This window comes from Stenotrophomonas sp. YJH_SMC_130, assembly GCF_059369035.1.
The window spans coordinates 392,084-405,162 of the sequence record NZ_JCAFSH010000001.1 but is presented as its reverse complement, the minus strand read 5'-3'; the positions used below and the strand labels follow the sequence as shown (position 1 = coordinate 405,162).

The window sequence follows — 13,079 nt, the reverse complement described above, 5'->3', positions numbered from 1 at the left end:
CGGCCACCGGGGCTACAATGGCGGCCTGCCTTTCCTCGCGTTGGAGACCCTGCAGTGACCCGTAAACTCGTACTGTTGCGCCATGGCCAGAGCCAGTGGAACCTGGACAACCGCTTCACCGGCTGGGTCGATGTCGACCTGACCGAGCAGGGGCGACGGGAAGCGGCTGCCGCCGGTCGCCTGATGCGCGAGGAAGGCCTGCAGTTCGACGTCGCCCATACCTCCGTGCTGAAGCGCGCCATCCACACCCTGCAGGGTGCGCTGGCCGAGCTGGAGCAGGACTGGCTGCCGGTGAACAAGTCCTGGCGCCTCAACGAGCGCCACTACGGCGGCCTGCAGGGCCTGGACAAGGCCGAGACCGCTGCCAAGCACGGCGAAGAGCAGGTGAAGGTGTGGCGTCGTTCGTACGACATCCCGCCGCCGCCGATGGACCTGGAAGATCCGGGCCACCCGATCCATGACCGCCGTTACGCCGGGCTGGACCGCAACGCGCTGCCGGGCACCGAATCGCTGGCCACCACCCTGGACCGCGTGCTGCCGTACTGGCACGACGCCATCGCGCCGCAGCTGAAGGACGGCAAGACCGTGCTGGTCACCGCCCACGGCAACTCGCTGCGTGCGTTGTACAAGTACCTCAACAACGTCTCGCGCGAGGAAATCCTCGAGCTGAACATCCCGACCGGCATCCCGCTGCTGTTCGAACTGAACGATGACCTGACCGTGCAGTCGTTCCGCTACCTCGGCGACCCGGAAGCGGCGCGCAAGGCCGCCGAAGCCGTAGCCAACCAGGGCAAGGCGAAATAAGAAGCAGAAGGCCGGCGCAAGCCGGCCTTTCTTTTTGTAGAGCCGAGCCCACGCTCGGCTGACGCTGTCGCAACCCGGTAGAGCCACTTCATGGTGGCTGCATGTTCCGGCTACGACGGATCCAGCAGGCGCACCTTCGGCGACTGCAACGCAGCAATGTCGATGACGTGGTCCTGGCATATCACCTGGTAATGCGTGAATGGGCCCGGGTAACGGGTATCAGCGAAGGTGGCACGGCCCAGATATTCAAGGAACTTCGAATGGCTGTAGCGGCGGAACAGGTTGCCGCTCCAGGCTTCGGAGTCGTCCCAGCTCTGGTAGGACTCGTTGTGCACGGCGTAGCTGATGTAGTGGTCCCAGATCAGTTCAAACCGCTGCGAGTGGGGTACCACCTCTATCGCACGCACGTCATCGATTGAACGTCCATGACCGAGCTCCACGCGGGAGGGCTTACCGACCACCCGGCCCTCCTCGACGACCAGGCGCAGACGATTCGCTTCCGGCTCGCCAATCTCAGCAAGAAACAGAAACTCACAGGTGTCGAGGGCCAGCAGCAGCGCAGGTTCGTCCATGGTCATGAGGTCCAGTGATCGCAGAGGCCAGAGCATACCGGCGCGCGGCGGGAGCTACGCCGTGGGCTCTGTGACCTTTGGCCGGTCCCCAACCTCACGCCCCCGGCTACCCTGTGAAATTACCCGCAGGAGAGCCTCATGAACGTCCGCAACCTGGTCCCGCTGGGCCTGACCATCGCCATCGCTGCCTCGCTGGCCGCCTGTGGCAAGAACGAAACCGCGCCGGCGGCCAGTGCCGACGCCAAGCCGGCCTTCGACCTGTCGCAGATCAAGACGCCGCTGATCTCGCTCAACAGCGCCGACCTGGATCCGGCCATTTCGGCCTGTACCGACCTCAATGGCTTCGTCAACAGCAAGTGGCTGAAGGCCAACCCGGTGCCGGGCGACCAGACCACCTGGGGCAGCTTCGAGATCCTGCGCGAGCGCTCGCTGGAAGTGCAGCACGCGCTGGTGCAGCAGGCCGCCGCCAGCCAGGCCAATGCCGGCTCGGTGAAAGCCAAGATCGGTGACATCTGGAAGACCGGCAACGACGAGGCCAAGATCGAAGCCGCCGGCCTGGCGCCGCTGCAGCCGCAGCTGGACAAGATCACCGCGCTGAACGACACCGCCGCCATCACCCAGTACCTGCGCGACAGCCAGGCCGAAGGCAAGGGCGTGTTGTTCTCGCTGTTCGCCAATGCCGACTACAAGGATTCGGCCAACGTCATCGCCTATGTCGGCCAGGGCGGCCTGGGCCTGCCGGAGAAGGGCTACTACTTCGACGATGCGCAGGCCAAGATCCGCGACGCCTACGTGGCCTACATCGCACAGGTGCTGACCCTGTCCGGCGTGGACGCGGCGCAGGCCGCCGAGCAGGCCAAGGCCGTGATGGCCTTCGAAACCCGCCTGGCCAAGGCCTCGATGTCGCGCATCGAAATGCGTGACCCGGCCAAGCGCTACAACCCGCTCAGCGCCGCCGACGCCGACAGGCTGACCCCGAACTTCAGCTGGACCGCGCTGTTCGACACCCTGAAGGTACCGGCCGCGCAGAAGTTCTCGCTGGCCCAGCCGGGCTTCTTCGGTGAAATGGACAAGATGCTCGCCGACGTGCCGGCCAGCACCTGGCAGGCCTACCTGCGCTTCCACACCATCGACGATGCCGCGCCGTACCTGAGCAGCCAGTTCGAGAAGGCCAACTTCGATTTCTACGGCACCACCCTGCGTGGCCAGAAGGAAATGCAGCCGCGCTGGAAGCGCGTGCTGGAGTCGGTCAACGGTGGCATGGGTGAGGCCCTGGGCCAGCTGTACGTCGACGCCGTGTTCCCGGCCGAGTCGAAGGTGGCCATGCAGCACCTGGTGGAGAACCTGTCGCAGGCATTGAAGGCGCGCCTGGAGCAGCTGCCGTGGATGGGCGAGGAAACCAGGAAGAAGGCACTGGAAAAGTGGGCCAGCTTCACCCCGAAGATCGGCTACCCGGACAAGTGGCGTGACTGGTCGGGCCTGCAGACCAACGGCGACAGCTACCTGGGCAACATGCAGGCAGCACGTGCGTTCAACTACCGCTACATGCTGGACAAGATCGGCAAGCCGGTGGACAAGACCGAGTGGGGCATGACCCCGCAGACCGTCAACGCGTACTACAACGCCACCAAGAACGAGATCGTGTTCCCGGCGGCGATCCTGCAGGCGCCGTTCTTCGACGCCAAGGCCGATCCGGCGCTGAACTACGGCGGCATCGGTGCGGTCATCGGCCACGAAATGATGCACGGCTACGACGACTCGGGCAGCCAGTTCGCCGCCAACGGCAACTTCGACAACTGGTGGACCGACGCCGACCGCAAGGCCTTCACCGAGCGTACCGACCAGCTGGTCGCGCAGTTCGACGGCTACGAGTCGGTGCCGGGCGTATTCGTGAAGGGCAAGCTGACCCTGGGCGAGAACATCGGCGACCTGGGCGGCCTGACCGTGGCCTACGACGCGCTGCAGATGGCGCTGAAGGAAGACCCGAAGGCCAATGTCGAAGTTGACGGCTATAGCCAGGATCAGCGTTTCTTCATGAACTGGGCCACCGTGTGGCGCCGCAACTTTACCGATGGCGAGCTGCGCGTGCGCCTGAACACCGATCCGCACGCGCCGGCCAATTTCCGTGCCAACGGTGCGCCGTCGAACATGCCCTCGTTCGCTGCTGCATTCCAGTGCAAGGCGGGTGATGCGATGGTGCGCGCCGACGACAAGCGTGTGGTGATCTGGTGATCGATCACCCGTGACGCGTGGAGCGAAAGGCCCGGCGAACGCCGGGCCTTTCGTTTGCCCGGCCGATCTCAGGCCAGCGCCGGTTCCCGCTCCAGCATGCGATGGAAGCGTTGCAGCACGTACGGATCCACCAGCCCGCCGGCCTGCTCGTCGATGATCCGCAATGCGGCCTCATGCTCCATCGCGTCGCGATACGGGCGCACGCTGGTCATCGCATCGTAGGCATCGGCGATGGTGACGATGCGCGCGCCCAGCGGGATGGATTCGCCGCGCAGCCCATCGGGGTAGCCGCTGCCATCGAAGGCCTCGTGATGGGCGCGGATCAGCCGCGCCACCGGCAAGGCGTCGCTGCGGCCGGTGGCCAGGAAGATGTGTTCGCCGCGTACCGGATGCTCGCGCATGATCGCGCGCTCCTCGTCGGTATGCCGGCGGGGTGCCAGCAGCACGTCATCGGGTATGCCGATCTTGCCGATGTCATGGAAGCGCGCGGCCAGGCCGATCTGCGCACGGGCCTCGTCATCAAGATCGCAGTGCGTGGCCAGGCGCTGCGCGAGCAGGCCGACGCGGTCGCAGTGGTGGCGGGTGTAGGCGTCGCGCATCTGCAGCGACATCGAGAGGGCATCGATCAGGCAGGCCTGCGCGTGCAGCAGGTCGGGGGCGGGTACGGCGTCAGGGAACATGGTCATCCGCCCGCACCGGGTGGGGACCGGTGCGGGGTGTTCGGGGGGCGATCAACCCGGGGCGAGGGTGGTCAGAAGGGCGCGGGCCGCATTGAAGCGGTCTTCCGGCAACGGCAGCGGGTGCTTGATGCGCAGCTTGTCGGGCCCTTCCATGGCATAGAGGTTCGGTTGTTTCTGGATCAGCTGGATCACCGCCATCGGATCGATGTTCGGCTTGGACTCGAACACGATGCGGCCGCCGTTCTCGCCCAGGTCGAGCTTGCGGATGCCCAGCGTATTGGCTTTCAGCTTCAGCTCGGCGATGGCGAACAGGTGCTTGGCTGCATCCGGCAGCAGGCCGAAGCGGTCGATCATCTCCACCTGCAGTTCGCGCAGCGCATCGCTGTCGCGCGCGCTGGAAATGCGCTTGTACAGGGTCAGGCGGGTGTGCACGTCCGGCAGGTAGTCTTCCGGGATCAGCGCCGGCACATGCAGCTCGACCTCGGCGCCGCGCACTTCCTCACCGGCATCCAGGTCAGGCAGCTTGCCCTGCTTGATGCTGCGTACCGCGCGTTCCAGCAGCTCGGTATACAGGCTGAAGCCGACCTCGGCCATCTGCCCGCTCTGGTCCTCGCCCAGCAGTTCACCGGCGCCGCGGATTTCCAGATCGTGGGTGGCCAGGGTGAAGCCGGCGCCCAGCTCGTCCATCGAGGCGATCGCTTCCAGGCGCTTCTCGGCGTCGGGGGTGATCGCGCGACGGTCGGGGGTGATCAGGTAGGCGTAGGCACGGTGGTGCGAACGGCCGACGCGGCCACGCAGCTGGTGCAGCTGGGCCAGGCCGAAACGGTCGGCACGGTTGATGATGATGGTGTTGGCGTTGGGGATGTCGATGCCCGATTCGATGATCGTGGTCGACAGCAGCACGTTGAAGCGCTGCTTCTGGAAATCCAGCATCACCTTTTCCAGTTCGCGCTCGGGCATCTGCCCGTGGGCGATGCCGATGCGTGCCTCCGGCACCAGCTCGGACAGCTCGCGCTGCATGCGGCCGATGCTCTCCACGTCGTTGTGCAGGAAGTACAGCTGGCCACCGCGCGCCAGTTCGCGCTGGAAGGCTTCGCGCAGCAGCGCGTTGTCCCACTGGGTGATGAAGGTCTGCACCGCCAGCCGGTTCGGCGGTGGCGTGGCGATGATCGACAGGTCACGCAGGCCGGCCATGGCCATGTTCAAGGTGCGCGGGATCGGCGTGGCGGTCAGGGTCAGCAGGTGCACATTGGCGCGCAGCGCCTTCAGCGCTTCCTTCTGGCGCACGCCGAATCGCTGCTCCTCGTCGACGATGACCATGCCCAGGTCCTTGAACTTCACGTCCGGCTGCAGCAGGCGATGGGTGCCGACGATGACGTCGATGGTGCCAGCGGCCACCTTCTCCAGTTCGGCCTTGATTTCCTTGCTGGTCTTGAAGCGCGACAGCACTTCAACCTTCAGCGGGTAATCGGCGAAACGGTCGCGGAAGTTGCGGTAATGCTGCTCGGCCAGCAGCGTGGTCGGCACCAGCACCGCCACCTGCTTGCCGGCACTGGCCGCAGCAAATGCAGCGCGCACCGCCACCTCGGTCTTGCCGAAGCCGACGTCGCCGCAGACCACGCGGTCCATCGGCTGGCTGCTGGCCAGGTCGCGCAGGGTGGCATCGATCGCGGCCAGCTGGTCGGGGGTTTCCTCGAACGGGAATCCGGCGGCGAACGGCTCGTACATCGCGCGGTCGACCTGCAGTGCCAGGCCGGCACGCGCCTGGCGGCGGGCCTGGATCTCCAGCAGTTCGGCGGCCACATCGCGCACCTTCTCGGCGGCCTTGCGCTTGGCCTTGCTCCATTGCTCGCCACCGAGCGAATGCAGCGGTGCGGTTTCGGCCGAAGCGCCGGAGTAGCGGCTGATCAGGTGCAGCTGGGCGACCGGTACATACAGGCGGTCGCCCTTGGCATATTCGATCTCGAGGAACTCGCCGGGCATGCCGCCGACGTCCATCGCGATCAGGCCACGGTAGCGGCCGACGCCATGATCCTCGTGCACGATCGGCGCACCCTCGGTCAGCTCGCCGAGGTCGCGGATGATCGCCTCCGGCTCGCGGCCGGCACGGCGCGTGCGGCGGGTGCTGCCGGCGCGCTCGGGGAACAGCTGGCGCTCGGTCAGCACCGCGATGCGCGGATCGTCCAGCGCGAAGCCATCTTCCAGCGGCGCCACCGCGATCGCGAAGCGCGCATCGCTAGCGAGGAAACTGGGCAGGTCGGCCACCACCGGCGGCTTCAGCTCGGCGGCCTGCAGCACTTCCAGCAGTGCCTCGCGGCGGCCGGGCGAATCGGCGGCGATCAGTACCCGGCCCGGATAATGGCCGAGGAAGGATTTCAGCGCATCGCCGGCGGGGGCTTCGCGTGCGGCCACCGGCAGCGGGGGCAGCGGCTGGTCGCCCAGCGCGTGCGCGTCGGCGATGCGTGCGTGGTCGGCGGCCCATACCTCGATGCGCGGGGCATCATTCAGGCGCTCGCGCAGCAGCTCCGGCGACAGGTACAGCGCCGACGGCGGCAGCAGCGGCCGTTCCACATCGTGGCGGCGCTGCTCATAACGCTCGCCGGTCTGCGCCCAGAACGCCTCGGCGGCTTCGCCGGCACCGGCACAGACCACTGGCAGGCTGCCGCTGGGCAGGTAGTCGAACAGGGTTGCGGTGCGCTCGAAGAACAGCGGCAGGTAGTACTCGACGCCGGCCGGCGCCAGCCCGGATTTCAGATCCTGGTACAGCGCGCTGCGCCGGGTATCGACATCGAAGCGCTCGCGCAGCGTGGCCAGCACGCGGGCGATGCTGGCCTCGTCCATGGGCACTTCGCGGCCCGGCAGCATGTGCACGGCCTCGACCTTGTCCAGCGAACGCTGGCTTTCCGGATCGAAGGCACGGATCGAATCGATGTCCTCGTCCAGCAGTTCCACCCGCAGCGGCTCGCCGGCGCCCATCGGGAACACGTCGAGCAGGCCACCGCGCACGGCGAAGTCACCCGGGTCCATCACCTGCGGCACGTTGCGGTAGCCGGCGCTTTCCAGGCGGCGCTTCTCAGCTTCCAGATCCAGGCGCTGGCCGACCTTCAGGTCGAAGCTGCCACCAATGACGTAGCTGCGCGGGGCCAGCTGCTGCAGCAGGGTCTGCACCGGCACGATCACCAGGCCACGCTTCAGCGTGGGCAGGCGGTGCAGGGCAGCCAGGCGCTGCGAGATGATGTCCGGATGCGGGCTGAAGCGGTCGTAGGGCAGGGTTTCCCAGTCCGGGAAGGCGACCACCGGCAGGGCCGGGTCACCACCGAGCAGGGTCTGCAGGTCGGCTTCGAGCTGGTTGGCGCCGTGGTTGTCACGGGCGATCACCAGCAGCGGAGCGTCGTGCACGCGCGCTGCCTGGGCCAGGTACCAGGCCAGTGCGGTGGGCGAGGCGGGGGCGCGCCACCAGGCGCGGAGCTGGCCGGCGCGCGGCAGCGGCGGGGCGGGGTATGAGGTACGCGACATGGACCCCGGATTTTAGCAGAAGCCCGATCCGGCTCCTGTGCGTCGTGCCGCCGGTTGCCGGCAGCCTCATGTGCCGTTGGCGGAGCGGAATGCCGGCCAGCGGCTGGCACTACCGGGAGACGTGGCCGGGCAGGGCCCGGCGCATCCGTCAGTTGTCCAGCTCCAGCACCATCCGGACCAGGCCTTCGGCGCCGGTCGGGTGCGGCACCGGCTTGAAGCCCAGCGACGCGGCCAGCTGCTTCATCGGTTCGTTCTCGGCGGCAACGTCGCCGTACAGGCGGTCCAGGTACTTGCCACGGCCCCACTTCACCAGCTTGCGCATCAGCTGCCGTCCCAGGCCTTGCCCGATCAGGAAGCGGCTGATCAGGATCGCGTACTCGGCTTCACGGGTGCCGGGGATGATCGAGGCCCGGGCGACCGCGCCGACCACCGCTTCGCCAGCGGGCAGGGACTCGGCTGCGACCAGGGTGATCTCGGTCTTGGGGTTGGGGTGGGTCAGGCGCTGGGTGGTTTCCGGCGAAAGCTCGGTCACCGCCTGCAGGAAACGATCACGGATTTCTTCCGGCCCGAACAGGCTGAATGCCGCTTGCAGCGGTGCGCCATCTTCCGGGCGGATGGGGCGGATCAGCAGCTCGTGGCCGCTGGGAGCCTTGAAGATCTCATGCCAGGGCGGCATGCGGTTGCGAGTGGCCATACCGGGTGATTCCTTGGTGGTCCATCGATTGTGGCATCACCGGGGCTGCGTTCCGTGAACGAAAGGCTCACGGCGGTACAGCCTCGTGAAGGCCGTTATTCGGGCGCTTTGAGCCAGTCCAGGCGGGTGCTGGCCCCGGGTTCGCCCAGGTGCTGGCGCAGCGCCGGCAGGGCCGGACCAACCACGCGGTCGAACTGCCACGGCGGGTTGAGCAGCAGCATGCCGCTGCCGTTGAGGCGCAGCGGCGAGTCGTCCGGGCGCACCAGGAACTCGATCGTCATCGCCGATTTCACCGGCAGGGCGGTGGCCTTGCGCAGGAAGTGCAGGATGGTGCGGCGCTGCTTGATCGGGAACCAGACCGCACAGGTGGCCTGCGGCCAGCGTGCCAGGGTCTCGGCCAGGGCGGCCAGGATGTTCTGGTATTCGGCGTCCTGGGCCTCGTACGGGGGGTCGATCAGCACCAGGCCTCGGCCGATCTTGCTGCCGTTGAACCTGGGCGGCAGCAGCGAGCGCAGCAGGGCGTAACCATCGCCGGGGCGCACGTCGACGCGGCTGTCATGGGCAAACAGGTCCTTCAACGTGGCCGCTTCGGCTTCCTGCAGCTCGCAGACCGCCATGCGGTCCTGCGCACGCATGGCCTGTGCGCTCAGCAGCGGCGAGCCCGGGTAGTTGGTCAGTGCGCCCACCGGATTGTCGGCCTGCACCGCCTTCAGGTAGCGCTCGACCACCTCCGGCAGCCTGGGCTGGGCCATCAGCCGCATGATCCCGGACTCGGCCTCGAGGGTCTTGCGGCTCTCTTCGCTGGCCAGCAGGTAACGGCCGGCACCGCCGTGGGTATCGAGCACGAAGAACGGGCTGTCCTTGCGCTTGAAGCTGTCGATCAGGGCCAGCTGCACGATGTGCTTGAGCACATCGGCGTGGTTGCCGGCATGGAAGGCGTGGCGATAGTTCATGGGCGGCAGTGTACGGGGCGGCGGCCGCAGCGGCTATGCTGCGCGCCATGACAGCTCCTGTTGCCCATGTCCTGGTCGTCGAAGACGAAGCCGCCATCGCCGAAACCGTGCTTTATGCGCTGCGCAGCGAGGGCTATGCCGCCAGCCACTGCCTGCTCGGTGGCGAGGCCCTGAAGCGCCTGCAGGCCGGGGATATCGACGTGGTGGTGCTGGACGTGGGCCTGCCCGACCTGGGCGGCTTCGAGGTGTGCCGGCGGCTGCGCGCGCAGCCCGGGCCGGCGGCCCAGCTGCCGGTGATCTTCCTGACCGCCCGCAACGATGAAGTGGACCGCGTGCTGGGCCTGGAACTGGGCGCCGACGATTACATGACCAAGCCGTTCTCGCCGCGTGAGCTGGTGGCGCGGGTGCGTGCGCGCCTGCGTCGCGCTGCACCGGTCGCGGCAGCCCCCGGCGCCGATGCGGGCTGGCAGGAACATGGTGCCTTCGCCATCGACCGCGAAGGCCGGCGCATCCGCTTCCGCGGCCACGCGCTGGACCTGACCCGCTACGAGTACGCGTTGCTGGAAGCGCTGCTGCAGCGGCCGGGCGCCATTCTCAGTCGCGCCCAGTTGATGGATCGCGGCTGGGACAGCAGCGCCGACAGTGCCGACCGCACCGTCGACACCCATGTAAAGACGTTGCGCGCCAAGCTGCGCGCAGCCGGTGCCAGCGACGACCCGATCCGCACCCACCGTGGCCTCGGCTACGCGCTGGAGGTCTAGCCGATGCGCCTGGTCCTGAAGCTGTTCCTCGGCTTCTTCCTGATCACCGGCATCGCCGCGTTCTTCGTGATGCGCGTGTTCGTCAACGAAGTGAAGCCGGGTGTGCGCCAGGCGATGGAATCGACCCTGGTCGATGCCGCCAACGTGCTGGCCGAGATGGCGGCGGCCGATGTCAAGGACGGCACCATCCGCAGCGGCAGCTTCACCCGCAACCTGGCCAAGGCGCGGCAGCGTGACCTGAAGGCGATGGTCTGGCGCTTTCCCAAGCGCTCACTGGACTACCGGGTGACCATCACCGATGCCAAGGGCATCGTCATCTACGACTCGCTGGGCCGCGACCTGGGGCGTGACAATTCGCGCTGGAACGATGTCTACCGCACCCTGCGTGGCGAGTACGGCGCCCGCTCCAGCCCGGAAGTGCCAGGCGAAGAAGGCGATACGGTGATGCATGTGGCGGCGCCGGTATACGACCCGGCCGATGGCCGCACCCTGATCGGCGTGCTCAGCCTGGCCCAGCCCAACCGCAGCATCGATCCGTTCATTGCGGCCAGCCAGCGCGCCATCATCGAGCGCGGCGCCTGGCTGATCGGATTGTCGGCGCTGGTCGGCGTGCTGGTGACGATGTGGCTCACCACGGGCCTTGGCCAGCTCAGCCGCTATGCACGGGCGGTCAGCGCCGGCGAACCGGTGCCACCGCCGCGGCGTCGCCGCGACGAGATCGGCGACCTGGGCCAGGCACTGGAAACGATGCGCCGCAAGCTGGAGGGCAAGGCCTACGTCGAGCAGTATGTGCAGTCGCTGACGCATGAAATGAAAAGTCCGTTGGCGGCGATCCGCGGTGCCGCCGAGCTGCTGCAGGAGCCGCTGCCGGAGGCCGACCGCGTGCATTTCGCACGCAGCATCGTTGATCAACAGGAGCGGCTGACCGAGACGATCGACAAGCTGCTGGCGCTGGCCGAAGTGGAACAGCACGGCTGGCTGCAGACCCGCGATCCGATCGCGCTGCCCACGCTGCTGGCCGATGCGGCGGCGGCCGCGCAGGTGCGTGCGCAGGCGGCCGGCGTGCAGGTGCGCATCGGCAGCGTGCCCGACCTGCGCGTGCAGGGTGATGCCTATCTGCTGCGGCAGGCGTTGCACAACCTGATCGACAACGCCATTGCTTTCTCACCGCCCGGCGCGGACATCGCGCTGCAGGCCGAGGTGGACGGGCCGGGCGTGCGCCTGCAGGTAGCGGATCGCGGTGCCGGCATTCCCGACTACGCGCGCGAACGGGTGTTCGAACGCTTCTATTCGCTGGCCCGCCCCGGCAGCGGCCGGCGCAGTTCCGGCCTGGGCCTGCCGTTCGTGCAGGAAGTGGCTCGCCTGCATGACGGACGCGCCAGCCTCGACGCCCGCGATGGCGGTGGCACGGTGGCAAGCCTGTGGCTGCCGTTGGGTGCTGCGGGCCAGCGCCCGCGCCGCTGACTTCACACTCGCTTCAAATTCGCCACAAACCCTGCTCACCGCAGCGGTCCATCCTGCAGCCCTCTCCAACGAGGATGGACCATGAAATCCCTGAAGATGCTGCTGCGGTTCGCCATTGTCGGCGGGCTGATCCTGTTGTTGCTGGTGCCGCTGATGATGATCCGCGGGGTGATCACCGAACGCAGCCAGTACCGCGACGAGGCCTTTGCGCGGGTGGCCGACAGCCGCGCGGGCACGCAGCAGCTGGTGGGCCCGGTGCGGGTGGTGCCGTGGGTGGAACGCAAGCAGGTTGAACTGGTTGACCCGCTGGGCGTCAAGAAGACCGAGGTGCAGGTCACCGAGGGGCACTGGCTGCAGATGCCGGCGTCGCTGGAGGTGGGCGGTGAGATGCTGCCGAGCCAGCGCGAAGTCGGCCTGTTCAAGGTGCCGGTGTACAGCTGGAACGGCCAGATGAAGGCGAGCTTCGCCGCTGACGATTATCCGGTGAAGGCGGGGCGCACGTATGGCCAGCCGTATGTGGCGGTGGGAATTTCCGATGTGCGCGGCCTGGTCGGTACACCGAACCTGCGCGTGGATGGCAAGCAGCTGCGCCTGCTGCCGGGCGTCGGCGTGGCCAGCGAAGTCGGCCGTGGCCTGCATGCGCCGGTGGCCGGTTTCGCTGCGGATCAGGGCGGCACGCTGGCGGCCAGCACCGTTGAACTGGAGCTGCGCCTGGATGGCAGCCGCATGCTGTCGGTGGTGCCGGTGGGCGATGACACCCACATCGCGCTGCGTTCGAGCTGGCCGCATCCGTCGTTCAGCGGTGCGTTCCTGCCCAACGAGCGGCGCGTTGATGCACAGGGATTCGACGCGCGCTGGGCGGTGTCCTCGCTGGCCTCCGACGCACAGCGGCAGCTGCGCAATGAAGGTTCGGTCGACTCGCAGGCAGTGACGGTGTCGCTGGTCGATCCGGTCGATACCTACACCCAGGCCGACCGTGCGTCCAAGTACGGCGTGCTGTTCGTGCTGCTGACCTTCGTCGGCTTCATCCTGTTCGAGCTGATCAAGTCGCTGCGCATCCACCCGCTGCAGTACCTGATGGTCGGCCTGGCGCTGGCAATCTTCTTCCTGCTGCTGATCAGCCTGTCCGAACACGTCGCGTTCTGGAAGGCCTACCTGGTTTCGGCGGTGGCCTGTATCGGCCTGCAGGCGGTGTACCTGGCCAACGTGCTGGGCCATTGGAAGCGCGGCCTCGGCTTCGCGGCCCTGCTGACCGTGCTGTACGGCGCGTTGTATGGCCTGCTGGTGTCGGAGAACAACGCACTGCTGATGGGGTCGCTGCTGCTGTTCGTGATCCTGGCGCTGGCGATGTGGGTGACCCGCCGGGTCGACTGGTACGCGCTCGGCGCGGACCTGAAGTAAGG

General features: G+C 67.4%; 10 protein-coding genes. 5 read left to right on the top strand and 5 right to left on the bottom strand.

Features of this window, described 5'->3' with window-relative positions:
- The first annotated feature begins 54 nt into the window (after positions 1-54).
- Complete coding sequence (gpmA, locus tag AC5P5V_RS01960) at positions 55-804, top strand: 2,3-diphosphoglycerate-dependent phosphoglycerate mutase (RefSeq protein WP_014036448.1); 750 nt, start codon at positions 55-57, stop codon at positions 802-804.
- A 110-nt stretch (positions 805-914) separates the two neighbouring features.
- Here the strand turns inward: gpmA and AC5P5V_RS01955 are convergent, their stop codons facing one another.
- On the bottom strand, positions 915-1,376 hold the full coding sequence (locus AC5P5V_RS01955; RefSeq protein ID WP_231352623.1) for a hypothetical protein: 462 nt from the start codon (positions 1,374-1,376) through the stop codon (positions 915-917).
- 138 nt (positions 1,377-1,514) lie between these two features.
- On the opposite strand from AC5P5V_RS01955, the gene AC5P5V_RS01950 reads away from it, so the two are divergent.
- Positions 1,515-3,608 (top strand): M13 family metallopeptidase, encoded by a 2,094-nt coding sequence (locus AC5P5V_RS01950; RefSeq protein WP_134967862.1) that lies wholly within the window; start codon positions 1,515-1,517, stop codon positions 3,606-3,608.
- Positions 3,609-3,676: 68 nt separating this feature from the next.
- On the opposite strand, the gene AC5P5V_RS01945 is transcribed toward AC5P5V_RS01950, so the two are convergent.
- The 4 genes from AC5P5V_RS01945 to AC5P5V_RS01930 all read right to left on the bottom strand — a co-directional run bounded on the left by AC5P5V_RS01945 (position 3,677) and on the right by AC5P5V_RS01930 (position 9,451).
- Positions 3,677-4,294 (bottom strand): HD-GYP domain-containing protein, encoded by a 618-nt coding sequence (locus AC5P5V_RS01945; protein ID WP_061479525.1) that lies wholly within the window; start codon positions 4,292-4,294, stop codon positions 3,677-3,679.
- A 45-nt stretch (positions 4,295-4,339) separates the two neighbouring features.
- The gene (mfd, locus tag AC5P5V_RS01940) at positions 4,340-7,804 is read right to left on the bottom strand and encodes a transcription-repair coupling factor (RefSeq protein ID WP_061479524.1); all 3,465 of its coding nucleotides are present in this window, start codon (positions 7,802-7,804) and stop codon (positions 4,340-4,342) included.
- A gap of 148 nt (positions 7,805-7,952) precedes the next feature.
- On the bottom strand, positions 7,953-8,498 hold the full coding sequence (locus tag AC5P5V_RS01935; RefSeq protein WP_004150340.1) for a GNAT family N-acetyltransferase: 546 nt from the start codon (positions 8,496-8,498) through the stop codon (positions 7,953-7,955).
- Positions 8,499-8,593: 95 nt separating this feature from the next.
- Positions 8,594-9,451: a 23S rRNA (adenine(2030)-N(6))-methyltransferase RlmJ gene (locus AC5P5V_RS01930; RefSeq protein WP_134969473.1), complete on the bottom strand. Its 858-nt coding sequence runs from the start codon at positions 9,449-9,451 to the stop codon at positions 8,594-8,596.
- 35 nt (positions 9,452-9,486) lie between these two features.
- Here AC5P5V_RS01930 and creB point away from each other — a divergent pair, with 35 nt between their 5' ends.
- From creB to creD, 3 genes are all read left to right on the top strand, one after another.
- Positions 9,487-10,212 (top strand): two-component system response regulator CreB, encoded by a 726-nt coding sequence (gene creB / locus AC5P5V_RS01925; RefSeq protein ID WP_072166850.1) that lies wholly within the window; start codon positions 9,487-9,489, stop codon positions 10,210-10,212.
- A 3-nt stretch (positions 10,213-10,215) separates the two neighbouring features.
- Positions 10,216-11,676 carry a two-component system sensor histidine kinase CreC gene (gene creC, locus AC5P5V_RS01920; RefSeq protein ID WP_065197072.1) on the top strand — a complete coding sequence of 487 codons (1,461 nt, stop codon included), beginning with the start codon at positions 10,216-10,218 and terminating at the stop codon, positions 11,674-11,676.
- An 81-nt stretch (positions 11,677-11,757) separates the two neighbouring features.
- Entirely contained in the window at positions 11,758-13,077 is a 1,320-nt protein-coding gene (gene creD / locus AC5P5V_RS01915) for a cell envelope integrity protein CreD (RefSeq protein WP_134968792.1), read from the top strand.
- Positions 13,078-13,079: the final 2 nt, after the last annotated feature.